The 23266-nt window shown below is 73.2% G+C and carries 22 protein-coding genes; 11 read left to right on the top strand and 11 right to left on the bottom strand.

The window, feature by feature from the left end; genetic code table 11:
* Positions 1 to 104 precede the first annotated feature (104 nt).
* Positions 105 to 782, top strand: coding sequence for a hypothetical protein (locus tag ACH34S_RS21660; protein ID WP_395954511.1), 678 nt, complete (start codon positions 105 to 107; stop codon positions 780 to 782).
* A gap of 76 nt (positions 783 to 858) precedes the next feature.
* Here the strand turns inward: ACH34S_RS21660 and fabI are convergent, their stop codons facing one another.
* The gene (gene fabI, locus ACH34S_RS21655; RefSeq protein WP_395954510.1) at positions 859 to 1644 is read right to left on the bottom strand and encodes an enoyl-ACP reductase FabI; all 786 of its coding nucleotides are present in this window, start codon (positions 1642 to 1644) and stop codon (positions 859 to 861) included.
* A 5-nt stretch (positions 1645 to 1649) separates the two neighbouring features.
* On the bottom strand, positions 1650 to 2354 hold the full coding sequence (locus ACH34S_RS21650) for a beta-ketoacyl-ACP reductase (RefSeq protein ID WP_395954509.1): 705 nt from the start codon (positions 2352 to 2354) through the stop codon (positions 1650 to 1652).
* A 190-nt stretch (positions 2355 to 2544) separates the two neighbouring features.
* Here ACH34S_RS21650 and ACH34S_RS21645 point away from each other — a divergent pair, with 190 nt between their 5' ends.
* Complete coding sequence (locus ACH34S_RS21645; protein WP_395954508.1) at positions 2545 to 4044, top strand: TldD/PmbA family protein; 1500 nt, start codon at positions 2545 to 2547, stop codon at positions 4042 to 4044.
* On the top strand, positions 4041 to 5432 hold the full coding sequence (locus ACH34S_RS21640) for a metallopeptidase TldD-related protein (RefSeq protein ID WP_395954507.1): 1392 nt from the start codon (positions 4041 to 4043) through the stop codon (positions 5430 to 5432). Before ACH34S_RS21645 ends, ACH34S_RS21640 begins: the two co-directional genes overlap by 4 nt.
* Positions 5433 to 5505: 73 nt before the next feature.
* Here ACH34S_RS21640 and ACH34S_RS21635 read toward each other — a convergent pair whose 3' ends face one another.
* Positions 5506 to 5718 carry a dodecin gene (locus ACH34S_RS21635; RefSeq protein WP_395954506.1) on the bottom strand — a complete coding sequence of 71 codons (213 nt, stop codon included), beginning with the start codon at positions 5716 to 5718 and terminating at the stop codon, positions 5506 to 5508.
* A 98-nt stretch (positions 5719 to 5816) separates the two neighbouring features.
* Between ACH34S_RS21635 and ACH34S_RS21630 the strand changes: the two genes are divergently transcribed.
* Together ACH34S_RS21630 and ACH34S_RS21625 are read left to right on the top strand one after the other, a co-directional pair.
* Entirely contained in the window at positions 5817 to 6146 is a 330-nt protein-coding gene (locus ACH34S_RS21630) for a DUF3099 domain-containing protein (protein WP_395954505.1), read from the top strand.
* 617 nt (positions 6147 to 6763) lie between these two features.
* Entirely contained in the window at positions 6764 to 7915 is a 1152-nt protein-coding gene (locus ACH34S_RS21625) for an acyl-CoA dehydrogenase family protein (protein ID WP_395954504.1), read from the top strand.
* A gap of 1 nt (position 7916) precedes the next feature.
* Here the strand turns inward: ACH34S_RS21625 and ACH34S_RS21620 are convergent, their stop codons facing one another.
* Both ACH34S_RS21620 and icmF read right to left on the bottom strand, forming a co-directional pair.
* Positions 7917 to 8687, bottom strand: a complete 771-nt coding sequence (locus tag ACH34S_RS21620) for a helical backbone metal receptor (protein ID WP_395954503.1) — start codon at positions 8685 to 8687, stop codon at positions 7917 to 7919.
* Complete coding sequence (icmF, locus tag ACH34S_RS21615; protein ID WP_395954502.1) at positions 8684 to 11902, bottom strand: fused isobutyryl-CoA mutase/GTPase IcmF; 3219 nt, start codon at positions 11900 to 11902, stop codon at positions 8684 to 8686. The genes ACH34S_RS21620 and icmF overlap by 4 nt, the downstream gene beginning before the upstream one ends.
* Positions 11903 to 11955: 53 nt before the next feature.
* On the opposite strand from icmF, the gene ACH34S_RS21610 reads away from it, so the two are divergent.
* The 3 genes from ACH34S_RS21610 to ACH34S_RS21600 all read left to right on the top strand — a co-directional run bounded on the left by ACH34S_RS21610 (position 11956) and on the right by ACH34S_RS21600 (position 14681).
* Positions 11956 to 12486 (top strand): MarR family winged helix-turn-helix transcriptional regulator, encoded by a 531-nt coding sequence (locus ACH34S_RS21610; RefSeq protein WP_395954501.1) that lies wholly within the window; start codon positions 11956 to 11958, stop codon positions 12484 to 12486.
* An 88-nt stretch (positions 12487 to 12574) separates the two neighbouring features.
* Positions 12575 to 13375, top strand: a complete 801-nt coding sequence (locus ACH34S_RS21605) for a tryptophan 2,3-dioxygenase (RefSeq protein WP_395954500.1) — start codon at positions 12575 to 12577, stop codon at positions 13373 to 13375.
* Positions 13365 to 14681 (top strand): FAD-dependent oxidoreductase, encoded by a 1317-nt coding sequence (locus tag ACH34S_RS21600; protein WP_395954499.1) that lies wholly within the window; start codon positions 13365 to 13367, stop codon positions 14679 to 14681. Before ACH34S_RS21605 ends, ACH34S_RS21600 begins: the two co-directional genes overlap by 11 nt.
* A gap of 1 nt (position 14682) precedes the next feature.
* Here ACH34S_RS21600 and ACH34S_RS21595 read toward each other — a convergent pair whose 3' ends face one another.
* Complete coding sequence (locus ACH34S_RS21595) at positions 14683 to 16116, bottom strand: DHA2 family efflux MFS transporter permease subunit (protein WP_395954498.1); 1434 nt, start codon at positions 16114 to 16116, stop codon at positions 14683 to 14685.
* Positions 16117 to 16222: 106 nt separating this feature from the next.
* On the opposite strand from ACH34S_RS21595, the gene ACH34S_RS21590 reads away from it, so the two are divergent.
* Complete coding sequence (locus tag ACH34S_RS21590; RefSeq protein WP_395954497.1) at positions 16223 to 16468, top strand: hypothetical protein; 246 nt, start codon at positions 16223 to 16225, stop codon at positions 16466 to 16468.
* Here ACH34S_RS21590 and ACH34S_RS21585 read toward each other — a convergent pair.
* The 3 genes from ACH34S_RS21585 to moaA are packed head-to-tail and all read right to left on the bottom strand — an operon-like array spanning position 16465 to position 18362.
* On the bottom strand, positions 16465 to 16761 hold the full coding sequence (locus tag ACH34S_RS21585) for a DUF6457 domain-containing protein (RefSeq protein WP_395954495.1): 297 nt from the start codon (positions 16759 to 16761) through the stop codon (positions 16465 to 16467). The genes ACH34S_RS21590 and ACH34S_RS21585 overlap by 4 nt on opposite strands.
* A gap of 49 nt (positions 16762 to 16810) precedes the next feature.
* Positions 16811 to 17365 carry a molybdenum cofactor guanylyltransferase gene (locus ACH34S_RS21580; RefSeq protein ID WP_395954494.1) on the bottom strand — a complete coding sequence of 185 codons (555 nt, stop codon included), beginning with the start codon at positions 17363 to 17365 and terminating at the stop codon, positions 16811 to 16813.
* Positions 17366 to 17372: 7 nt separating this feature from the next.
* Positions 17373 to 18362, bottom strand: a complete 990-nt coding sequence (gene moaA, locus ACH34S_RS21575) for a GTP 3',8-cyclase MoaA (protein ID WP_395954493.1) — start codon at positions 18360 to 18362, stop codon at positions 17373 to 17375.
* A gap of 109 nt (positions 18363 to 18471) precedes the next feature.
* Here moaA and ACH34S_RS21570 point away from each other — a divergent pair, with 109 nt between their 5' ends.
* Together ACH34S_RS21570 and ACH34S_RS21565 are read left to right on the top strand one after the other, a co-directional pair.
* On the top strand, positions 18472 to 19278 hold the full coding sequence (locus ACH34S_RS21570; RefSeq protein WP_395954492.1) for a lysophospholipase: 807 nt from the start codon (positions 18472 to 18474) through the stop codon (positions 19276 to 19278).
* A gap of 118 nt (positions 19279 to 19396) precedes the next feature.
* Positions 19397 to 20173, top strand: coding sequence for a PIG-L deacetylase family protein (locus ACH34S_RS21565; protein WP_395954491.1), 777 nt, complete (start codon positions 19397 to 19399; stop codon positions 20171 to 20173).
* 3 nt (positions 20174 to 20176) lie between these two features.
* Here ACH34S_RS21565 and ACH34S_RS21560 read toward each other — a convergent pair whose 3' ends face one another.
* Positions 20177 to 21370, bottom strand: a complete 1194-nt coding sequence (locus ACH34S_RS21560) for an RtcB family protein (protein ID WP_395954490.1) — start codon at positions 21368 to 21370, stop codon at positions 20177 to 20179.
* An 89-nt stretch (positions 21371 to 21459) separates the two neighbouring features.
* The gene (locus tag ACH34S_RS21555; RefSeq protein WP_395954489.1) at positions 21460 to 23184 is read right to left on the bottom strand and encodes a SelB C-terminal domain-containing protein; all 1725 of its coding nucleotides are present in this window, start codon (positions 23182 to 23184) and stop codon (positions 21460 to 21462) included.
* Positions 23185 to 23266 lie beyond the last annotated feature (82 nt).

Here is a 23266-nt window from a genome sequence, read left to right as displayed (position 1 = left end):
GTCGTGGCGGGGTAAAGAAACCGTCGAGCCGCGGTTTAAGGACCCACCCTTATGGGACACGATGTCAACAAAGGTGAGGGACCGGCATCGGGTGGAGGAGCGACATGCCCCATCGGCTCAGGCGGCTCGGTTCGGCGTCCGCGGCGGTCACGGCTGGGGCGCTCGTCCTGCTCCTCCCGGCGAGCGCCGCCGACGCCTCAGGCCGCGCAGGCACAGGGACGGCGGAGACCTGCAAGAAGGGAACCGACCCCGCGAGCACCATCGAGAACTGGGCGTGCAACCTCGGCAACCTGCGCGAGGCGATCCTCCCGTCGAGCCCCGACCCGAAACCGGAGCCGGCCCCGCCGAAGACGCCCGACAAGCCCGCCGAACCGGCGAAGCCCGCGCCCGGCTCGGGCGGCAAGGGCGCCGAGCCGCCCGCGAAGGCGCCCCGCAAGGCCCCCTCGGCGCCGGGCGGCGAGGTGCCGTTCGGGCCGTTCGGGCCGTCCGGGCCGTCCGGCTCCGCGGGGTTCGCGCCGTACGCGGCAGGTCCGCCATCCGATCCGGCCCTGCCGCCCGGTGCGCTGCCCGTGCCCGAACTCGCCACCGGCCCCGGCGCCCAGGCGCCGCGCGTGACGGCCGCACAGCCGCAGACGCGCCTCGTCTCCCCCGTCGCGGCGTCCGGGGACGACAGCGGCCAGATGCTGTGGGTCGCCGCCGCGGCCGGAGCGGCGGGCGCCGTGGCCGCGCTCAACCTCAACGTCGCCGCCCGCACCCTCCGCCGCCGCAGAGCAGCGGGCTGACCGGGACCTTCCCGGAGAAACGAGAGGCCCTTCCCGCGCGGTGGGAAGGGCCTCTCCTACGCCTGGTGACCGGCGCTCAGCCGGCGCCGCCGACGGAGTGCAGGCCGCCGTCGACGTGGACGATCTCGCCCGTCGTCGCCGGGAAGAAGTCCGACAGCAGCGCCACGCACGCCCGCGCGGTCGGCTCGCTGTCCTTGATGTCCCAGCCGAGCGGCGCGGTCTTCGGCCACATGTCCGTCATGCCCTCGAACCCGGGGATGCTCTTGGCCGCCATCGTCGACAGCGGGCCCGCCGCGACGAGGTTGACCCGGATGCCCTGCGGGCCCAGGTACTTGGCGAGGTAGCGGGAGCACGACTCCAGCCCGGCCTTCGCCACGCCCATCCAGTCGTAGACCGGCCACGCCTTGGTGGCGTCGAAGTCCAGGCCGACGACGGAGCCGCCGTCCTTCATCAGCGGCAGGCACGCCATCGTCAGCGACTTCAGCGAGTACGTGGAGGCGTGGATGGCGGTCGCGACGTCCTCCCACGGCGTCTCCAGGAAGGTGCCGCCGAGCGCGGTCTGCGGCGCGAACGCGATCGCGTGGACGACGCCGTCCAGGTGGTCGAAGCCGTGGTCGCGGAGGTTCCCGGCGAGGGCGTCGAGCTGCGCGGTGTCGGTCACGTCCAGCTCGATCACCGGGGGCGGCGAGTCGGGCCCGGACGGGAGCCGCTTCGCGGTCCGCGCGGTGAGCGTCGGGCGCGGGTAGGCGGTCAGCGCGACCTCGGCGCCCTGCTCCTGCGCGACCCGCGCGATGTGGAAGCCGATCGAGGCGTCGGTGAGGACGCCGGTGACCAGGATCCGCTTGCCTTCGAGAATGCCCATGACCCTCAGTGCCCCATTCCCAGTCCGCCGTCGACCGGGATCACGGCCCCGGTGATGTAGGCGGCGTCCTCGCTCGCCAGGAACCGCACCGCCTTCGCGATCTCCTCCGGCCGCGCGATCCGGCCGAGCGGGATCGAGGCCGTGATGGCCTTGTGCTGGTCCTCGGTCAGCACCGCCGTCATGTCGGTGTCGACGAACCCCGGCGCGACGACGTTCACCGTCACGCCGCGGGACCCGAGCTCGCGGGCGAGCGACCGGGCGAACCCGACCATGCCCGCCTTGGACGCGGCGTAGTTCGTCTGCCCCGCCGACCCCGTCAGGCCCACCACGGACGAGACCAGCACGATCCGCCCGGTGCGCTTGCGCATCATGCTCTTCACCGCGCGCTTGGCGACGCGGAACGAGCCCGTCAGGTTCGTGTCGAGGACGGAGGTGAACGCGTCCTCGCTCATGATCGCCAGCAGGGTGTCCTTGGTGATGCCGGCGTTGGCGACGACCACCTCCACCGGGCCCTGCTCCGCCTCGATCTTGCCGAACGCGGCGTCGACGTCCTCGGCGCTCGTCACGTCGCACCGGACGCCGAACAGGCCGTCCGGGGGCTCACCGGACCGGTAGGTGACCGCCACGGCGTCGCCCGCCGCGGCGAGCTCGCGGGCGATGGCCAGGCCGATGCCCCGGTTACCCCCGGTCACGAGGACAGAGCGACTCATCAGGACCCTCTCGTTCAGGCTGCGCGTTCCCGTTCACGCCGCACGATGGCTGCGGCACGACACTAGCGGCCGGGCCCGGCCCCGCGGATGTGCCGACCCGACAACTTCCGCCGACGCCGGTTTGTTCACGGGCGCCGGCACGCGAAACGCGGGCGGTACCCGGGCCGCGCCCGGGGGTAGGTTGCGGAGGGTGCATGACATCGATCCCTCCTTCACCGCGCTGCCGCTCCGCGCGCTGGCCGACGCGGCCCTCTCCCGGGCCCGGGAGCTGGGCGCCGAGCACGCCGACTTCCGCCTAGAACGCATCCGCAGCCAGACCCTGAACCTCCGCGACGCCGCGCTGGAGACCGCGCTGGACGCCGACGACGTGGGCCTGTCCGTCCGCGTCGTCAAGGACGGCACCTGGGGCTTCGCCGCAGGCATCGACCTGACCCCGGAAGGCGCCGCCCGCGTCGCCGCGCAGGCCGTCGAGGTCGCCGCCGTCGCCAGGCCCGTCAACCGCGAACCCATCGAGCTGGCACCCGAACCCGTCCACGGAGAGCGCACCTGGGTCTCCGCCTACGAGATCGACCCGTTCGACGTCCCGACCGGCGAGAAGATCGCGCTGCTGGCCGGGTGGAGCCGCCGCCTGCTGGGCGACGACCGCGTCGACCACGTCGACGCCACGCTCATGCAGGTCAAGGAGAACAAGTTCTTCGCCGACCTCGCGGGCACCGTCACCACCCAGCAGCGCGTCCGGCTGTATCCCGCGCTGGACGCCGTCGGCATCTCCGGCTCCCTGTTCGACACGATGCGGACGCTCGCGCCGCCCGCCGGATACGGGTGGGAATGGCTGTCCGGCGACCACTGGGACTGGGACGGCGAGCTCGCCCGCATCCCCGAGCTGCTCGCGGAGAAGCTCGCGGCGCCGTCGGTCGAGGCGGGCGTGTACGACGTCGTCATCGACCCGTCGAACCTGTGGCTGACGATCCACGAGTCGATCGGGCACGCCACCGAGCTGGACCGGGCGCTCGGCTACGAGGCCGCCTACGCGGGCACCTCGTTCGCCACGCCCGACAAGCTCGGCGAGCTGCAGTACGGCTCGAAGGTCATGAACGTCACCGGCGACCGCACCGCCGAGCACGGCCTCGCCACCATCGGCTACGACGACGAGGGCGTCCAGACCCAGGCGTTCGACATCATCGCCGACGGCCGCTTCACCGGATACCAGACCGACCGGCGCATCGCCCGCCTCACCGGCGCGAGCCGCTCAAACGGGTGCGCGTTCGCGGACGCCGCGTCCAGCATGCCGATCCAGCGGATGGCGAACGTGTCGCTCCAGCCCGCCGAGAACGGCCCGTCCACCGACGAGCTCATCTCCGGCGTCGACCGCGGCATCTACATCGTCGGCAACAAGAGCTGGTCGATCGACATGCAGCGCTACAACTTCCAGTTCACCGGGCAGCGGTTCTACCGCATCGAGAACGGGCGGCTCGCCGGGCAGCTCCGCGACGTCGCCTACCAGGCCACCACCACCGACTTCTGGAACTCGATGGAGGCCGTCGGCGGTCCGCAGACCTACGTGCTCGGCGGCGCGTTCAACTGCGGGAAGGGCCAGCCGGGGCAGATCGCGCCGGTCAGCCACGGCTGCCCGTCGGCGCTGTTCCGCGGAGTCAACATCCTCAACGCGCTGAAGGAGGCCGGCCAGTGAGCGGGATCGGGCCGAGCGAGGCCGTCGAGCGGGCGCTGGAGCTGTCCCGCGCGGACGGCTGCGTCGTCATCGCCGACGAGACCGGCACCGCGAACCTGCGGTTCGCGGGCAACACCCTCACCACCAACGGCGTGACCCGCTCCAGCCGCCTCACCGTCATCGCGCTGCGCAACACCGCGGACGGCGTCGCCGCGGGCGTGGTGTCTCGGTCGGCGGTGGACGCCGCCGGCATCGAGGACCTGGTCCGCGCCGCCGAGGCCGACGCCGCCGGGAACGAGCCCGCCGAGGACGCCCGGCCGCTCGTCGCCGAAGGCCCGCCCGGCGCGGCGGACGGATGGGACGACGGCCCGGCCGAGACCGGCATCGGCGTGTACGAGGGGCTCGCGCCCGCGCTGGGCCAGGCGTTCGCCGCCGCCGAATCGGCCGGCCGGCGCCTGTACGGGTTCGCCAACCACGTCGTGACCTCGACCTACGTCGGGAACTCGGCGGGGCTGCGGGCGCGGCACGTCCAGCCGACCGGGCTGCTGGAGCTGAACGCCAAGGGCGCGGGCGGCTCGGCGTGGGCCGGGGTCGCCACCCGCGACTTCGCCGACGTGGACGTGCCCGCCCTGACCGCCGACCTCGACCGGCGGCTGACGTGGGGCGAGCGGCGCGTGGACCTGCCCGCCGGGCGGTACGAGACGATCCTGCCGCCGTCCGCCGTCGCCGACCTGATGATCTACCTGTACTGGTCGGCGGGCGCGCAGGACGCGCTGGACGGCCGCACCGTCTTCAGCGCGCCCGGCGGCGGCACCCGTGTCGGGGAGAAGCTCGCGAGCCTGCCCGTCAGCCTGTCCAGCGACCCGGGCGCGGCGGGGCGGCAGTGCGCGCCGTTCGTGATCGCGCACGCGTCCAGCCGCGAGACGTCGGTGTTCGACAACGGCCTCCCGCTCGGCGCCACCGACTGGATCCGCGGCGGCGACCTCGCCTCGCTCACCCAGACGCGGCACTCGGCCGAGCGGACCGGGCTGCCGCTCACCCCCGCCGTCGACAACCTCGCGATGACGGGCCCGGACGGCGGCGCGTCCCTGGCGGACATGGTCGCCCGCACCGAGCGCGGGCTGCTGCTGACGTGCCTGTGGTACATCCGGGCGGTCGACCCGCAGAGCCTGCTGCTGACCGGCCTCACCCGCGACGGCGTCTACCTCGTCGAGGACGGCGAGGTCGTCGGGGCCGTGAACAACTTCCGGTTCAACGAGAGTCCCGTCGACCTGCTGTCGCGCCTCGCCGAGGTGGGTGAGACCGTCCCGACGCTGCCGCGCGAATGGTCCGACTACTTCACCCGCACCGCCATGCCCGCCATCAGGGTGAGCGACTTCAACATGTCGACGGTGTCTAAGGCGTCCTGAGGGCACGCCACCGCACTCCCCGCGGCCCGTCCCGGCCCGCCTGACGCGGGCCGGGCGGGCCCTGGGGCGCGTGTCAGGCGTCTTCGAGGCGGAAGCCGACCTTCATGGTGACCTGGATGTGCGCGACCTCGCCGTCCTCGATCTGGCCGCGGACCTCGGTCACCTCGAACCAGTCCAGGTGCCGCAGGGTCTGCCCGGCGCGCCTGACGCCGTTGCGGATCGCGGCCTCGACCGACTCCGGCGACGTCCCGACGATCTCCGTCACCCGGTATGTGCGATCGGTCATATCGTGCCTCCCGTGCTTGACCCGTACTGCTTCGGCCGTGCCGGCTTTTGACCCGTACTGCTGTCGCCTGCCGGACCCCTTGGGCTTACCGTGGAAACGTGAGGGTCAATCACCATCGGCCGCCGGCGGTCTACACGGTCACCGACGCACCGCTCCCACTGTCGGACGACATCGGGCACCGGCAGCGCCGCTACCTGGTGTCCATGGCCGTCCGGACCGTGTGCTTCGTCGGCGCGGTGCTGGCCGCGGTGGCCGGCGCGCCGCTGTGGGCGGTGATCCTTCTCATCGTCGGGGCGCTGTTCCTGCCCTACATCGCGGTCGTGTTCGCCAACGGCGGACGGGAGCCGACCCCCTCCGCGACCTTTGGTGACCCCATCGGGCGCGAACAGAAGTCCGTTTCCGGACAGCGACCAGAAATCGGGTCGTGACATTCTCTTGACTAACCGCGGGGGGTTTCGGTGTACGATTTGTACCGGCGCTCTGGTCCCCCGTCGGAGCGCCCGTGCCGGTGTTCCGGGCCCCCGTCGGAACACCGATGATGCGGCACCGGGTGGATTGCCCCCGTATCCACCCGGTGCCGCTTTTCAATGTCCGGGGTTCTTCCTGGCGGTTCCCGGGGTTCCGGCTGACCCGCGCGTGAACCGTCCTTGATCGTCCCGCCCGCGTAACTAGGCGCATCCGCGGGAGAACTCAAGCCCTGGCGGTGGCCTGGTCCGGCCAAGTCCGAAATCCCGAGCGGCCCGCCCGCCGTCCCGGGGGGCCATCGGCGCGGCGCGCCCGGCCCGGCACCGTTCGCCGGGCGTGCGCCTCGCCCGCAGGGGGCGGGCGGAGCGCTCAGGAGACCGTGAGCGGATGCGCGCCGCCCGCCGACAATCTGGGTCGCCGCCCACGCCCATGGGACCGTGCACGGCGATCTGAGGCCCGCGCAGGTGTCCCTCACCCGCACGGCACGGCCCGCCGTCCCGGGCACGCGGCGGTTGGTTCTAGAATGGGATTCGAATTAGGTCGGGCGTTCCGACAGGCCAGGGAGCGAAAGGGGACCCGCGTGCGCCGCACCCTGTTCAACGAGGACCACGAGGCGTTCCGGGAGACGATCCGGGCGTTCATCGAGGCCGAGGTCGCGCCGGTCTTCGGCGACTGGGAGGACGCGGGCCACCCGCCGCGCGACTTCTACCGCCAGCTCGGCGACCTCGGCGTGCTCGGCATCCAGGTCCCCGAGGAGTACGGCGGCGCGGGCGAGACCAGCTTCAAGTACCAGGCGGTCGTCTCCGAGGAGTGCGCCCGCGCCGGGGTGACCTTCGGCGGGTACTCCGTGCACGTCAACCTCGTCCTGCCCTACCTGCTGAAGTACGGCTCGGAGGAGCAGAAGAAGCGGTGGCTGCCGCCGTTCGCGTCCGGCGAGATGATGACGGCCATCGCGATGACCGAGCCCGGCGCCGGCTCCGACCTCGCCGGCATGCGCACCACCGCGCGCCTCGACGGCGACCACTACGTCCTGAACGGCGCCAAGACGTTCATCACCGGCGGCGTCCTCGCCGACCGGGTGCTCGTCGTCGCCCGCACCTCCCCCGCCACCCCGGAGAACCGCCGCGCCGGCCTGTCGATCCTCGCGGTCGACACCAGGAGCGAGGGCTACGCCGTCGGGCGCAAGCTGGAGAAGATCGGGCTGCGCAGCTCCGACACCGCCGAGCTGTCCTTCAGCGACGTCCGGGTGCCCGCCGAGGACCTCCTCGGCGAGGAGGGCCGCGGGTTCGAGTACCTGACCCACAACCTGGCCGAGGAGCGCCTCGGCATCGCCACCAGCTCCTACGCGTCCGCCGCGGCGGCCGTGGAGTTCGCCCGCCGGTACGTGCAGGACCGGACGGTCTTCGGCAAGACCGTCTCCTCGTTCCAGAACACCAAGTTCGTCCTCGCCGAGTGCGCCACCGAGGTGGAGGCCGCGCGGTCGCTGGTGGACCGCTGCATCGAGGCCCTCGACGCCGGGCAGCTGACGCCCGCCGACGCCGCCGTCGCCAAGCTGTTCTGCACCGAGGTGCAGGGCCGCGTGGTCGACAAGTGCCTGCAGCTGCACGGCGGCTACGGCTACATCCTGGAGTACCCGATCGCGCGGCTGTACGCGGACGCCCGCGTCACCCGCATCTACGGCGGCACCAGCGAGGTCCTCAAGACGATCATCGCCAAGGACCTCCAGGTCTGACTCAGTACCTCCGGGCGGCGGCCAGTTCGCGGGCCAGCGCGGCCGGGGCGCCGACCAGGGACGGGCCGTACCAGGTGAGGTGCCTGCCGTTGACGAGCGCGACGTCGATGCCCGGGAACGACTCGGGGCCGTCGTCCGCGGTGAACCGGTAGGGCTCGTCCGGCAGGACGACCAGGTCGGCGCCGGACGCGTTCAGCTCGCCGAGCGGGATCTTCGGGTACCGGTCGGCGTGGCCGGCGTAGACGTTGGAGACGCCCAGGCGGGACAGGACGTCGCCGGTGAAGGTGTCGCGCCCGACGACCATCCACGGCCGCCGCCAGATCGGGATCACGGCGCTGCGCGGCTCGCCGGGCGTGCCGTCCGACCAGGCGGCGGACGCCTCGTCCAGCCAGCCGGGCGGCGGGACGCGGCACGCCTCGGCGAGCATGCGGCGCAGCGACGCCAGCGCCTCGTCCACGGTGCGGATCTCCGTCATCCAGACCGCGATCCCGGCGGCGCGCATCGCCTCGACGTCGGCCGGGCGGTTCTCCTCGGTGTTGCCGAGGACGACGTCCGGCCGCAGCTCCGCGATCCTCTCCAGGTCGGGGTTCTTGGTGCCCCGGACGCGCGGCACGTCCAGGCCGGCCGGGTGGGTGCACCAGTCGGTGGCGCCCACCAGCAGATCCGGCGCGGTGACCGCGACCGTCTCCGTCAGCGACGGGACGATCGACACGATCCGGCGCACCCGGTCCGGGATCGGGACCGGGGCGCCGGTGTCATCAACGACCGTCATACGTTGCGGCGGTACTGGCCGCCTACCTCGAAGAACGCGTCGGTGATCTGCTGGAGGCTGCAGACGCGGGCCGCGTCCATCAGCACCGCGAACACGTTCTCGCCTGCCTGTGCCGCGTCCTTGAGCGCGGCCAGCGCCGCCTGCGCCTCGTCGCGGTGCGCGTCCTGGTAGCCGCGGACGCGGTCGAGCTGGGACCGCTTCTCCTCCTCGGTGGCGCGGGCCAGCTCGATCGTGTCGGGCGTCCCGTCGCCGGAGCCGGGGCTGCGGAAGGTGTTGACGCCGATGATCGGCAGCGAGCCGTCGTGCTTGCGCTGCTCGTACAGCATCGACTCGTCCTGGATGCGGCCGCGCTGGTAGCCGGTCTCCATCGCGCCGAGGACGCCGCCGCGCTCGCTGATGCGGTCGAACTCCGCCAGCACCGCCTCCTCGACCAGGTCGGTGAGGTCGTCGATGATGAACGACCCCTGCAGCGGGTTCTCGTTCATCGCCAGGCCCCACTCGCGGTTGATGATGAGCTGGATCGCCAGCGCGCGCCGCACCGATTCGGCCGTCGGGGTGGTGACGGCCTCGTCGTAGGCGTTGGTGTGGAGGCTGTTGCAGTTGTCGTAGATGGCGATGAGGGCCTGCAGCGTCGTGCGGATGTCGTTGAAGTCCATCTCCTGCGCGTGCAGGGACCGCCCGGACGTCTGCACGTGGTACTTCAGCTTCTGGCTGCGCTCGTTGGCGCCGTACCGGTCGCGCATGGCGACGGCCCAGATGCGACGGGCGACGCGCCCGAGGACGCTGTACTCGGGGTCCATGCCGTTGGAGAAGAAGAACGACAGGTTGGGCGCGAAGTCGTCGATGTCCATGCCGCGCGCCAGGTACGACTCGACGTAGGTGAACCCGTTGGCGAGAGTGAACGCGAGCTGGCTGATGGGGTTCGCCCCGGCCTCGGCGATGTGGTAGCCGGAGATGGACACCGAGTAGAAGTTGCGGACCTTGTTGGCGATGAACCATTCCTGGATGTCGCCCATCATCCGCAGCGAGAACTCGGTGGAGAAGATGCAGGTGTTCTGCCCCTGGTCCTCCTTGAGGATGTCGGCCTGGACGGTGCCGCGCACGGTGGACAGCACGCGCGCGCGGACCAGCGCGGCCTCCTCCTCGGTCGGCTCCCGCCCGTGCTCCTCGTAGAAGGCGTCCAGTCCCTGGTCGATGGCGGTGTTGAGGAAGAACGCCAGGATCGTCGGCGCGGGGCCGTTGATGGTCATCGACACCGACGTCGTCGGCGACGACAGGTCGAACCCGTCGTAGAGGGCCTTCATGTCGTCCAGCGTCGCGATGGACACGCCGGACGTGCCGACCTTGCCGTACACGTCGGGACGCTCGTCCGGGTCGCGACCGTAGAGCGTTACCGAGTCGAACGCCGTGGAGAGGCGCGTCGCGGGCTGGCCTTCCGACAGGAGCTTGAAGCGGCGGTTGGTGCGGAACGGGTCGCCCTCCCCGGCGAACATGCGCGCCGGGTCCTCGTTGTCGCGCTTGAAGGGGAACACCCCGGCGGTGAACGGGAACCGGCCGGGGAGGTTCTCGTTGCGCAGGAACCGGAGCAGCTCGCCGTGGTCGGTGAAGCGCGGCAGCGCGACGCGCGGGATGCGGCTGCCCGACAGGGACTCGCGGGTCAGCTTGGTGTGCAGCTCCTTGTCGCGGATCCGCACGACCTGCTCGTCGCCCGAGTAGGACTCGACGACCGCGGGCCAGCCCTCGATCAGGTCGGCGTTCTCCGGCGCCACGTCCCGGCGCGCCCCGGCCAGCAGGCCGTCGATCTCGGACGCGTCGGCCAGCTCGGCGCGGACCTCGTCGAGCCGCTGGACGCGCCGCACCGCCTCGATCTGCTTGACGGTGTCGGCGTGGTAGCCGCGGACGGTCTCGGCGATGTCGGACAGGTACCGCACCCGGCCGGGCGGGATGACGGTCGCGGCGCCGGTCGAGACCTTCGTGGTGATCTCGGGGAGGACGCCGTCCTCCAGGCTCAGGCCGTGCTCGCCGAGCAGGCCGCCCAGGTGCTGGTAGAGCGCGGTGACGCCGTCGTCGTTGAAGGTGGCGGCGCTGGTGCCGAACACGGGCATGTCCTCGGGCCGCTGCCCGAACGCCTCCCGGTTGCGGACGAGCTGCCGCGAGACGTCGCGCAGCGCGTCGGCGGCGCCGCGCCGCTCGAACTTGTTGATCGCGACGACGTCCGCGAAGTCGAGCATGTCGATCTTCTCGAGCTGGGACGCGGCGCCGAACTCGGGCGTCATCACGTACAGCGACACGTCGACCAGCGGGACGATCGCGGCGTCGCCCTGCCCGATGCCGGGCGTCTCCAGGATGACCAGGTCGTATCCGGCGGCCTTGCAGGCGCCGACGATGTCCTCGATGTTGTCGGGCAGCTCCCGGGAGCCGCGGGTGGCGAGGGAGCGGAAGAAGACGTGGTCGCCGTCGAGGGCGTTCATCCGGATGCGGTCGCCGAGCAGCGCGCCGCCGCCGCGCCGCCGGGTCGGGTCGACGGCCAGCACCGCGACGCGCAGCTTGTCCTGCTGGTCGACGCGGAACCGGCGGACCAGCTCGTCGGTGAGGGACGACTTGCCGGAGCCGCCCGTGCCGGTGATCCCGAGCACGGGGACGGGCCGCTTGCCCGCCGCCTCGGCGAGCAGCGCCCGGTCGTCTTCGGGCAGCTTCCCGGCCTGGAGGCAGGTGATGGCGCGTGCCAGCGCGTGCCGCTCCCCCGCCACCACGGCCTCTGCCGGGACGGGTTCGGCGGCGAGGTCGACGTCGCAGTCGCGCACCAGCTCGTTGATCATCCCGGGCAGGCCGAGCCGCTGGCCGTCCTCCGGCGAGAAGATCCGCACCCCGGCGCCGGACAGCCGCGCGATCTCCTCGTGGACGATCACCCCGCCGCCCCCGCCGAACACCTTCACGTGCTCGGCGCCCGCCTCCTTCAGGCTGCGCGACAGGAACTCGAAGTACTCGACGTGGCCGCCCTGGTAGGAGCTGATCGCGACGCCCTGCGCGTCCTCCTCCAGGACGGCGTCGACGACCTCGCGGACCGAGCGGTCGTGCCCCAGGTGCACCACCTCGGCGCCCTGCGACTGCAGGATGCGCCGCATGATGTTGATCGCCGCGTCATGCCCGTCGAACAGGGCCGCCGCCGTCACGAACCGCACCGGGTGCTCGGGCTTGTGCAGGTCCCCCGTCACCGCTCTCACCTCAACCCTTGGACATCCAATATTTGGAAGTTAAAGTAGTTTCCATGCGCGAGACAGTCAAGACCACGTACGGTGGCCCGGTGCCCGACACCCCCGACCCCATCGCCGAGGCCCATCGCCAGTGGAGCCTGCGCTGGCCCGAGCATGCCGACCACATGGCCGCCGTCACCTCGGTGATGCGCGCCCAGCAGCTCCTGCTGAGCCGGATCGAGGCCGTCCTCAAGCCGTACGCGCTGACGTTCGCCGCCTACGAGGCCCTGCGGCTGCTCGCCTTCACCCGCACGGGAACGCTCCCGATGGGCAAGATGGGCGCCCGCCTCATGGTCCACCCGGCCTCGGTCACCAACGTGATCGGGCGCCTGGAGCAGCGCGGCCTCGTCGGCCGCGGCCCCTCCCCGGGCGACCGGCGCGTCGTCCTCGCCGCCATCACGCCCGCCGGACGCGAGCTCGCCGAGGAGGCGACCCTCGCGCTCAACGAGTCCGGTTTCGGCATCGCCGCGCTGCCCGCCGAGCAGGCCGCCGAGATCACCGCCGCGCTGCATCCCGTCCGGCACGCCGCCGGCGACGTCGACTGACGCGCGTCCACGGGACGGGCGCGCCCGGCGGCGGACGGGGCGTCCCATATGCTGCGGTTCTGTATCCGGTGTGACGCGAGGAGGCGTGATGACGGATTCGCCGACGATGACGTACGGCGGCTATCTCCGGCTCGATGATCTGCTGTCCTGCCAGGAGACCCGGACGGACGCCCACGACGAGATGCTGTTCGTGGTCATCCATCAGGTGTACGAGCTGTGGTTCAAGCAGATCCTGCACGAGGCGGCGCTGCTGCAGCGCCGGCTGGAGGAGGGCAACAGCGCGGGCTCGCTGCACACGGCGCGCCGGATCGCCAAGATCCTCAAGACGGTGGTCGGGCAGCTGGACGTCCTGGAGACGATGACGCCGCGCCAGTTCGCCTCGTTCCGCGACGCGCTCGGCACCTCCAGCGGATTCCAGAGCGAGCAGTTCCGCGAGATCGAGGCCGTGCTCGGGCGGCGCGCGTTCCCGGCCTCGGACCTGCGCGACGACGCGCGGCTCCAGGCGGCGGTGGCGCGGCCGTCGATGTTCGACTCGCTGCTGCGCTACCTGGACGGGCTCGGGTTCCCCGTCCCGCGCGAGGCGCTCGACCGCGACACCTCCCGTCCGTGGGAGCCGGACGCGGGCGTGCAGAAGGCACTGGTCGCCGTCTACGCCGACGAGTCCGGGCCGGGCGCGGAGGTGTGCGAGGCGCTCGTCGACGTGGACGAGGGCATCCAGGAATGGCGCTACCGGCACCTGAAGATGGTCGAGCGGACGATCGGCGCGAAGATCGGCACCGGCGGCTCGGCCGGGGCCGACTACCTGCGCAAGACCCTGTTCGCTCCCGCGTTCCCGGATCTGTGGGAGGTCAGGTCCCAGACGGAGGAGGTCCCCCTCCATGGGGCGTGACGGCGGCGGCGAGGAGCGGGTCGCGATCATTGGGGCGGGGCTGGCGGGCTGCCTGCTGGCGGTGCTGCTCGGCCGCCGGGGCGTCCCGGTGACGGTGTACGAGCGGCGTCCCGACCCGCGCGTCGCGGGCGCCGAACGCGGACGCTCGATCAACCTGGCGATCTCCGCGCGCGGCCTTGCGGCGCTGGAGCAGGTGGGGCTGCGCGACCAGTCGCTCAAGCAGGCGCTGCCCATGCACGGCCGGATGGTGCACCCGCTGGCGGGCGGCCAGAACTTCCAGCCGTACAGCGCGGACGGCGAGCGCGCGATCAACTCCGTCAGCCGGGCCGAGCTGAACCGGTCGCTGCTGGACACCGCCGAGGCCACGCCCGGCGTCACGCTGCGGTTCTCCCAGCGCGTCACCGGCGTGGACGCCGACGCCGGGACGATCCTCCTGGAGGACGCCGGCGCCGAGCCCGCCGACGTCGTCCTCGCCGGGGACGGCGCCTACAGCGCGGTCCGCAAATCACTGGCGCTGGACGGCGACGACGCCGACTTCCTGGAGCACGGCTACAAGGAGCTGACCGTCCCGCCGAAGGACGGCGGGTTCGCGCTCGACCCGGACGCGCTGCACATCTGGCCGCGCGGCACCTCCATGATGATCGCGCTGCCGAACCTCGACCGGTCGTTCACCTGCACGCTGTTCTGGCCCAAGGACGACTTCGCCGCGCTCGACACCCCGGAGAAGGTCACCGCCTACTTCGAGCGCCACTATCCGGACGTCGCGGGCCTCATGCCCGACCTGGCGGACGACTACGCGCACAACCCGGTCGGGTCGCTGGTGACCGTCCGGTGCTGGCCGTGGACGCGGTACGGCGACGGCGCGGTCGTGGCGCTGCTCGGCGACGCGGCGCACGCGATCGTCCCGTTCTTCGGGCAGGGCGCCAACTGCGCGTTCGAGGACTGCATCGAGATCGACCGGTGCCTGACCGAGACGGGCGGCGACTGGGGCCGCGCGCTGTCGCTCTACCAGGAGCGCCGCAAGGCCAACACCGACGCGATCGCCGAGATGGCCCTCGACAACTTCATCGAGATGCGCGACCGCGTGTCGTCGCCGGTCTACCGGGCGAAGCAGGCGGCGACGCACGCGCTGGAGCGGCGGCTGGCGGGACGCTACGTGTCCCGCTACGAGCTGGTGTCGTTCTCGACGATGCCGTACGCGGAGATCCCGGCCCGGATCAGGCGCCAGAACCGCGTCCTGGCCGCGTCCGTGCTCGGCGGCCTGGCCGCCGCGGCTGTGGCGGCCCGAGCCCTCCGCCGCCGGTAGCTCAGCCGGAGCGGCGGACGGCGCGGCGGCCCGCGGCGAGGTCGGCGGCGGCCGCCGCCAGCGCCGCCAGCACGAGCGCCAGGATGACGATCAGGCCGTGCCGGAACGCGGCCGCCCAGTCCCCGCCCGTCCCGGTGACGGTGGCGAAGAACACCGACCCGGTGGCGGCGATGCCCGTCGCGGTCCCGACCCGCTGGCCCGTCTGCAGGACGCCCGCCGCGCTGCCGCCCTCGGTGTGCCGCACCTGCGACAGGGTGATCGTCTGGTTCGGCGCGATGACCAGGCCGCTGCCGAGGCCCGCGATCAGCAGCGGCAGCGCCGTCCACCAGGCCACCCCGGAGCCCGGGTGCACCTCGACCGCCACCCACGCCGCGCCGAGGCCCGCCAGGACGACGCCGAGCCCGGCGGCGACGAGCATGCGCCCGTACCGCGCCACGACCTGGCCGCCCGCGGCGGAGGCGATGCCCGACCCGAGCGCGAACGGGGTGATCGCGAGCCCCGCGCCGAGCGCGCTGTAGCCGAGACCGTTCTGCAGGTACAGCGTGAAGATGAAGAAGATCGCCGTGAACCCGGCGAAGTACAGCAGCGCGATCGCCGAGCCCAGCGCGTACGAGCGGAGCCGGAACAGGCCGAGGTCCACCATCGGCGTCCCCGCGCGGCGCTCCCACGCGGTGAACGCGGCGATCAGCGCCGCGCCCGCGAGCACGAGGAGCCATTTCAGGTCGCTCTTCCACTGCTGCGCCTGGACGAGCGGCAGCAGCACGCACACGACGCCCACGCCGAGCAGCAGGACGCCGAGCGGGTCCAGGCCCTGCCGCTCCCCGTAGATCGGCGCGGGCAGGAGCCGCCACGCGAGCACCAGCGCCACCACGCCGACCGGGACGTTGACGTAGAACACCCAGCGCCAGCCCTCGTCCGGCCCGGCGATCGCGATCAGCCCGCCGCCGAGCAGCGGCCCGACGGCCGTGGCGATGCCGATGACGGCGCCGAGCGCGCCGAACGCGCGGCCCCGCTCCGCGCCCTGGAACAGCTGCTGGATCAGCCCGGCGACCTGCGGGTTCAGGATGCCGCCCGCGACGCCCTGCACGAGCCGCGCCACGACGAGGAACATGATCGTCGGCGCGATCCCGGCGGCGGCGCTCGCCAGCGTGAACAGCGCGAGCCCGGACAGGAACACGGCGCGGCGGCTGCGGGCGTCGCCGAGCCGCCCGGCCGGGACGAGCACGAGCCCGAACGTCAGCGCGTACCCCGACAGGATCCACTGCAGCTCCGCCTCGGACGCGGCGAGCCCCTCCCGGATCGACGGCAGCGCCACGTTGACGATGCTGACGTCCAGCAGCGTCATGAACGCCGCGACGAGGCAGACCGAGAGCGCCTTCCAGCGGCGCCGCCGCTCCGCCGCCCGCTCGCCGGCGTCCGTGGGCTCCGTCCGCACGGCAGGGTCCTATCCGGAGATCACCGGGCGAAACGCGGGCCCGCCCCGGAAGGCGAAGGGGCAGGCGGGCGGCGGCGGGTGCGGCGGGCTGTGCCAGAGTTGCCGGATGACCGACTCCGCTCCGGGATCCGGCCCCGACGAACTGCAGTGCTCCGCCAAGGGCTGCCGCGCCGACGCCGTGTGGGCGCTGCGCTGGAACAACCCCAAGATCCACACCCCGGACCGGCGGAAGATCTGGTTCGCGTGCGACGAGCACCGCGAGAGCCTGTCGGCGTTCCTCGACCGCCGCGACTTCCTGAAGGACGTCGTCCCCGTCGCCGACCGCGACGCGCCCCCGGAGAACGCGGGCTAGGCGTCGTCGAGGACGGTCTCGCCCGCCTGCTCCGGAACATCCGACGCGGACGCGGGGGCCTCGCCGGTTTTCCAGTTCTCGGCCATCTCGGTGAGGCGGGCGGCGGCGTCCCGCGCGGGCGCGCCGCGCCCGACCGCGAGGCCGAGCAGGTACGCCGTGACCGGCGCGCCGGGCCGCGCGACGCCGTGCGCGACGTCGCGGGCGAGGTCCAGGACCAGGCCCTGGTCGATCTCGCAGCGTTCCAGGCCCAGTTCGCGGCAGGCCGCGTCGATCCAGTCCTCCAGCACCGGCATGGGTCCCCCTTCTGGCGTCGTCCAGCCGAACCTGCCCACTCTCACACGATCAAAGCAGGTGCTCGGCGGCGGCCAGATCTTCGGGGGTGTCGCAGTCGTACCAGGCCGGACGCGTGCCGGCGGGCAGCGTGACCAGGACGGGGTCGAGGGGGCCGAGGAGACCGCGCAGCGACGCGCCCGTGTAGGCGGTGAGGGCGTCCCGCAGTGCCGCGGCCCGCCAGCAGCCGGCGAGCCATTGCTCGCGGCCCTCGTCGTCGAGCAGCACCGCTCCGGCGCGCTCCCCCGCCGCGTCCAGCAGCCGGGCGACGTGGCCTGGACGCAGGAACGGCAGATCGGCCGCCAGCAGCGCCAGCCACGGCGACCGCACCCGCGCCAGCCCGGCCCGCAGCGCCGGGACCGGCCCCGCGCCCGGCGGGTCCTCCCGGACGACGACCGCCCCAGGCAGGACGTCCCGCGGCGGCCCCACCACGATCAGCCGGGACGCCCCGGACGCGGCGCCCGCCGCCCATTCCAGCAGCGTCCGGCCGCCCAGGGCCGCGGCGGGCTTGTCGGCGCCGAACCGCCGGGCCCGGCCCCCCGCCAGCAGCACCGCGTCGAAGGGCACGGGACGCTCAGCCGCCGATGGCCGACATCGGCCGGGCGGGCTGCAGGAAGGAGGGGTCGTCGATGCCGTGCCCGGCGCGCTTGGCCCGGACCGCCGCGCGCCACCGCTCGGCCAGCTCGGCGTCATCGGCCCCGGCGCGCAGCGCGTCCCGCAGGTTGGACTCCTCGGTGGCGAACAGGCAGTTGCGGACCTGCCCGTCGGCGGTGAGCCGGACCCGGTCGCAGGCGCCGCAGAACGGCCTGGACACCGAGCCGATCACGCCGACCGTGTCCGGGCCGCCGTCGACGGTGAACGACTCGGCGGGGGCGCTGCCGCGGTCGTGCTTCACGTCCGGGGCGATGGCGAACGCCGCGGACAGCCGCTCCAGGATCTCGTCGGCGGTGATCATGTCGTGGCGGGTCCAGCCGTGCTGGGCGTCCAGGGGCATCTGCTCGATGAACCGGAGCCGGTAGCCGTGTTCAAGGCAGTACCGCAGCAGCGGGACGGCCTCGTGGTCGTTGATCCCCCGCATCAGCACGGCGTTGATCTTGACGGGTTCCAGGCCCGCCGCCTGCGCCGCCGCGAGCCCGGCCAGGACGTCGTCCAGCCGGTCGCGGTGCGCGAGCCGCTTGAACGTCTCCGGGTCGAGGGTGTCGAGGGAGACGTTCACCCGGTCGAGGCCGGCCTCGGCCAGCGGCCCCGCGAGCCGGTCGAGCCCGATGCCGTTCGTCGTCAGCGAGATCTGCGGCCGCGGCGCCAGCTCCGCGGTGCGCCGCACGATCTCGGGCAGCCCGCGCCGGAGCAGCGGCTCGCCGCCGGTGTAGCGGACCTCGGTGACGCCCAGGTCCCGGACGGCGAGCCCGACCAGGCGCACGACCTCGTCGTCGGTGAGCAGCTCCGGCTTGGGCAGCCAGTCCAGGCCCTCGGGCGGCATGCAGTACGAGCAGCGCAGGTTGCATCGGTCGGTGAGGGAGACCCGCAGGTCCGTCGCGGTTCGGCCGAAGGTGTCGACCAGCACGGGCGCCCCTTCCTGCTGATTACGGTCGATCTAACCAGCCTATTGCGGTGGTTGACGATCCGGCCCCCACGAGAGACGGTAACCATCCGTCCGGCATCTGGGAGGCTGCGTGACCACGGTACGGAACTGGGAGTTCGCGGGGACGCGGGGCTCCGTCACGGCCAGAATCTGGGCGGACGGAGACCCCTGGTACATCGCCGTCCTCGTGCACGGATACGGCGAGCATCTCGGCCGCTACGACCATGTCGCGGAGGTCCTCGCCCGGCACGGCGCCGCCGTCTGCGGCCCCGACCACATGGGCCACGGCCGCTCGGCCGGCGAGCGCGCGCTGGTCGAGGACTACGACGAGGTGGTCGCCGACCTGCACACGGTCGTCGAGGCGGCGCGCGGCGACCATCCGGGGCTGCCCGTCGTCATGATCGGGCACTCGATGGGCGGGCTGATCGCGTCCCGGTACGCCCAGCTGCACGGCGGCGTGCTCGCCGCGCTGGTGCTGTCCGGGCCGGTGCTCGGCCGCTGGCACGTCGTGGACGAGCTGCTCCCCCTCGACGAGATGCCCGACGAGCCGATCGACACCTCCACGCTGTCGCGCGACCCGGCCGTCGGGAAGGCCTACACCGAGGACCCGCTCGTCTGGCACGGCCCGTTCAGGAAGGCCACCGTCCGGGCCCTCGACACCGCGCTCCGGCGCGTCAACGAGCACGGCGGCCTCGGCGACCTGCCGATCTTCTACATGCACGGCGCCGCGGACGAGCTCGTCCGGCCGCGCGACACGCGGACCGGGATCGACGCCGTCCGCGGCACCGACTTCACCGAGCGCCTCTACCCCGGCGCCCGGCACGAGATCTTCAACGAGACCAACCAGGAGGAGGTGCTCGCCGACGTCACGGCCTTCATCGACGGCGTCCTCACCTGACCGGCCCCGACGCTCCCGGCTCCCGCCCCCCCCGCGCCAACGCCCGCCAGTGCCCGCCGCCGCGCGCCGCGCGCCGCCGCGTGCGATCGTCACCGTCCGGCCCCCCGAAGGGACGCCCATGCCCACCGACCCCGTACCCGCGAACCCCACCGGCAGGCCCATCGTCTTCTACGCCCCCCACCAGGACGACGAGACCTTATGGATGGGACAGGTGATCGCGCGCCATGCCCTCGCCGGACGGGCGGTGCACGTCGTCCTGGTGTCCAACGGGGCCTCGTCGGGGGCGCGGGCGATGATCAACGGGGACGCGGACAGCGGCTGGTGGGGCGGCTACCACTACCCGCCGCGCGAGGGATACGTCCCGCTGAGCCTCGGGGATTTCACCGCGGCCCGCACCCGCGAGCTCGTCGCGGCGTGCGCGCAGCTCGGCGTGCCCGCCGAGCGCGTCCACCTGGGCAGGGCCGACGCGCCCGCCCCGACGACGGCGGACCTGCCGGGCACCGTCACCACCGCCTGGGCGACCCAGGTGCTGCAGTCGTGGGCGGCGCGCTTCGCCCCGCAGTGGCCGGGCGCCGGGCACTACACGACCTGGTGGGGCGACGATCACTCCGACCACGCGGCGCTCGGGACCGCGCTGCGGACCCTCAACACGCAGTCCCCGGCCGCGTTCGGCGATGCGCGGTGGCTGGTCAAGCCCGAGCAGAGAACCGCCGCCGGTGCCGGCGCCTACGGGCTGCCGCCCGCCTCGGCCGCCGCGATCGTGCAGATGGCCCGGCGCGCCGGGTGGTGCTACCGGGCGTGGCAGCCCCGCGCCGGGTGCTACGCGATCGGGTACCACTCGGTGTCGTTCGCCGGGCCGGAGGGCGGCACCCCGAACTACATCGTGGGCGGGTGACCCTCAGCCCTTGACGCAGATGAGCTGGCGGAGGTGGGCGACGACCTCGACGAGGTCGGACTGCTCCTCCATGACCGCCTCCAGGTCCTTGTAGGCGCCGGGGATCTCGTCGATGACGCCGGTGTCCTTGCGGCACTCGACGCCCCGCGTCTGCTCGATCAGGTCGTCCACGGTGAAGTTCTTGCGGGCCTTGTTGCGGCTCATCTTGCGGCCCGCGCCGTGCGAGGCGGAGTTGAACGCGGTCTCGTTGCCGAGGCCGCGGACGATGTAGGTGCCGGTCGCCATCGAGCCCGGGATGATCCCGAGGTCGCCGGCGCCCGCGCGGATCGCGCCCTTGCGGGTGACGAGCAGCTCCACGCCGCCGTACTCCTCCTCCGCCACGTAGTTGTGGTGGCAGGAGATGGCCTGGTCCCACCTGCAGCGCTGCTCGCCGAACCGCTTGGTCACGACGTCCTGCGCGAGCGCCATCATGACGGCGCGATTGCGGCGCGCGTAGTCCTGCGCCCAGAAGAGGTCGTGGCGGTAGGCGTCCATCTTGGCGGTGCCGGTGAGGAACACGGCGAGGTCGTTGTCCGGCAGGTCCTGGTTGTGCGGCAGCCTGCGGGCGGCCTCGATGTGCTGCTCGGCCAGCTCGTTGCCGATGTTGCGCGACCCCGAGTGCAGGACGAGCCAGATCGCGCCGCCGTCGTCCGCGCACAGCTCCAGGAAGTGGTTGCCGCCGCCGAGCGTGCCCATCTGCTGGCGGGCGCGGCCGAAGCGGGACCGCACCGCCGGGTGCAGGTCGTCGAAGGCCTGCCAGAAGTCGTACCAGCCGCGCTCCTTGAGGTTCGGGAGCCCGGACGGGTCGACGGCCTGCCTGTGCGCGCCGCGGCCGACCGGGATCGCCTTCTCCAGCTTCGAGCGCAGCCCGGCCAGGTCGTCGGGCATGTCCTCGACGGTGAGGGACGACTTCGCGGCGGTCATCCCGCAGCCGATGTCGACGCCGACGGCCGCCGGGGACACCGCGTCCTTCATCGCGATGACCGAGCCGACGGTGGCGCCCTTGCCGTAGTGGACGTCGGGCATCACCGCGAGGCCCTCCACCCACGGCAGCGCGGACACGTTGCGGAGCTGGTCGAGGGCGAGGTCCTCGACGGCGCTGGGATCGGTCCACATCCGGATGGGAACGCGGCCGCCCTTGATGGTCTGGTACGGCATTCCTTCTCCTTGCTCGACGGGAACCGAACCATGATCTATAAGGCCAGAGCAGGGGCCTGCGGTTCAAACGGTTTTCCCCGCGTGGAGCGTCAGGAACGGCGGCGCTCGGTGAATCCGAGGCCGTCGAGGTGGCGCAGCAGCGCGACGGCGACGCGGCGGCTCGTGCCGAGCGCGTCGCCGGCCTGGCCCGGCGTGAACGGCTGCGGCAGCCCGGACAGGACGTGCAGCGCCTCCCGGTCGGCGCCCGGCAGCAGGACGATCTCGTCGCCGTCCCCGTCTCCGTCGGCGGTGATGCGCACGACGGCGCCCGCGCGTTCGGCGGCGGCGAGCGCGTCGCCGGTGAGGCCCAGCTCGGCCAGCCGGTCCGCGGCGGGCGCGGCGAACGGGGCGCCCGCCAGCTCCGCCTTGAGGCGTTCGACGGCCGCGGCCCAGACCGGCCGCGCGGCGGCGGGGCCGTAGACGCGTCCGTTCTCCACCCGCAGCGGCGGGCGGACAAGCGCCTCCACGAGCTGCCGGGCGGGCAGCCCCAGCCGCAGCCGGACGGTCTCCAGCAGGATGCCCGGCGCGTGCGGGTTCTCGGCCGCGTGCCGCTTCGTCTCCTCGGCGAGCCGCTCGAACAGCGACTCCCAGTGCGCCGGGTCGGCGAGCCATTCGCCGTCCAGCGCGACCGCGCCGTCCGGCGGGGCGCAGCCCATCACCGACAGTTCGGCGCGGCGGAGCACGCCGTGGCGGCGCAGCACGATCGCGCCGTCCGGCCGGTCGGGCCAGGACGCCAGCTCCCGCGCGCGGGCCGCGCCCGCACCGCGCCGGACGAGGGTCGGCGGCCGCAGGTCCAGGACGCTCACCCCGGCGATCGACCGGCGTTCCGGGTCGCGCAGGATCCCGGTGTCGCCGAGATGCAGCGCGAGCCGGCTGTTCAGGGTGAGGCGGGCGGTGTCGGGGCCGAGCGGGCGCAGCCGCACCGGGACGGCCGCGGACCCGAGGTGCAGCGTCATCCGCCGCGCCAGCCGCCCGGACGCCTCCCCGAAGCGGGTGCGGACGTCGACGCAGGTCGTGTGGGTCCAGGCCCCGGCGGCGACGAGCGCCATCCCGGCGCCGACGCGGCCGGCCTCGCGCAGGGTCAGCACGACGCGGGAGACGCCGCCGACGGTCTCGTGCGGCTCGCCCGCGCAGCCGATCGTCCGGACGCGGACGCGCTCGCCCGCGGGCATCAGCAGCAGCTCGTCGCCGACCGTGATGGTCCCGGCGGTGAGGGTGCCGGTGACGACGCTCTGCCGGCCCGCGGTGAAGGCGTGGTCGATCCAGAGCCGCACGGGCGCGTCCGGGTCGGGGACTGGCAGCCGCCCGGCGAGCCGGTCCAGCGCGGCGGCGAGCTCGTCCATCCCCGCGCCGGTGCGGGCGCTGACGGCGACGGTCTCGACGCCGCGCAGCGGGGTGCCCGCGAGCCGCTCGCGGGCCTGCCGGAGCGCGAGCTTGGGGGCGGCGACGTCGGAGCGGGTGACGGCGAGGACGCCGAACCGGACGCCGAGCGCGCCGAGGGCGTCCAGGTGCTCCTGCGACTGCGGCATCCAGCCCTCGTCGGCGGCGACCGACAGCAGCACGGCGGGGGCGGGCGCGGCGCCGGCGAGCATCGCCGGGACGTCGCGTTCGCCGCCGGGGACGTCCACGAACGCGACGCGCCGCCCCGAGGGCAGCTCCGTCCAAGCGCCGGGCTCTTCCGGTTTCTTGGCGCTGCCGGCGTCCCCGCCGGTGAGGGCGCGCACGAGCGCGGACTTGCCGTGCCCACCGTGGCCGGCGGTGGTGACGACCTGCATCAGCGGCCTTTCCAGGCACGGGCGCAGGGCACCGTGCGGGGGAAATCAACGCGGGGGTAGTGCAGACGAAGGTCCACGGAAG

Origin of the sequence: Actinomadura sp. 3N508 (assembly GCF_044326375.1) — a bacterium.
Lineage (GTDB): Bacteria > Actinomycetota > Actinomycetes > Streptosporangiales > Streptosporangiaceae > Spirillospora.
The sequence above is the reverse complement of the archived record's forward strand: the minus strand, read 5'-3'. Positions and strand labels throughout refer to the sequence as shown.

What these genes read in the sequence shown, in the direction of transcription:
- ACH34S_RS21660 (WP_395954511.1), top strand. Translation starts at nt 105, where the DNA reads ATGCCCCATCGGCTCAGGCGGCTCGGTTCGGCGTCCGCGGCGGTCACG.
- fabI (WP_395954510.1), bottom strand. Translation starts at nt 1,644, where the DNA reads ATGGGCATTCTCGAAGGCAAGCGGATCCTGGTCACCGGCGTCCTCACC.
- ACH34S_RS21650 (WP_395954509.1), bottom strand. Translation starts at nt 2,354, where the DNA reads ATGAGTCGCTCTGTCCTCGTGACCGGGGGTAACCGGGGCATCGGCCTG.
- ACH34S_RS21635 (WP_395954506.1), bottom strand. Translation starts at nt 5,718, where the DNA reads ATGACCGATCGCACATACCGGGTGACGGAGATCGTCGGGACGTCGCCG.
- ACH34S_RS21620 (WP_395954503.1), bottom strand. Translation starts at nt 8,687, where the DNA reads ATGACGGTCGTTGATGACACCGGCGCCCCGGTCCCGATCCCGGACCGG.
- ACH34S_RS21610 (WP_395954501.1), top strand. Translation starts at nt 11,956, where the DNA reads ATGCGCGAGACAGTCAAGACCACGTACGGTGGCCCGGTGCCCGACACC.
- ACH34S_RS21605 (WP_395954500.1), top strand. Translation starts at nt 12,575, where the DNA reads ATGACGGATTCGCCGACGATGACGTACGGCGGCTATCTCCGGCTCGAT.
- ACH34S_RS21600 (WP_395954499.1), top strand. Translation starts at nt 13,365, where the DNA reads ATGGGGCGTGACGGCGGCGGCGAGGAGCGGGTCGCGATCATTGGGGCG.
- ACH34S_RS21590 (WP_395954497.1), top strand. Translation starts at nt 16,223, where the DNA reads ATGACCGACTCCGCTCCGGGATCCGGCCCCGACGAACTGCAGTGCTCC.
- ACH34S_RS21585 (WP_395954495.1), bottom strand. Translation starts at nt 16,761, where the DNA reads ATGCCGGTGCTGGAGGACTGGATCGACGCGGCCTGCCGCGAACTGGGC.
- ACH34S_RS21565 (WP_395954491.1), top strand. Translation starts at nt 19,397, where the DNA reads ATGCCCACCGACCCCGTACCCGCGAACCCCACCGGCAGGCCCATCGTC.
- ACH34S_RS21560 (WP_395954490.1), bottom strand. Translation starts at nt 21,370, where the DNA reads ATGCCGTACCAGACCATCAAGGGCGGCCGCGTTCCCATCCGGATGTGG.
- ACH34S_RS21555 (WP_395954489.1), bottom strand. Translation starts at nt 23,184, where the DNA reads ATGCAGGTCGTCACCACCGCCGGCCACGGTGGGCACGGCAAGTCCGCG.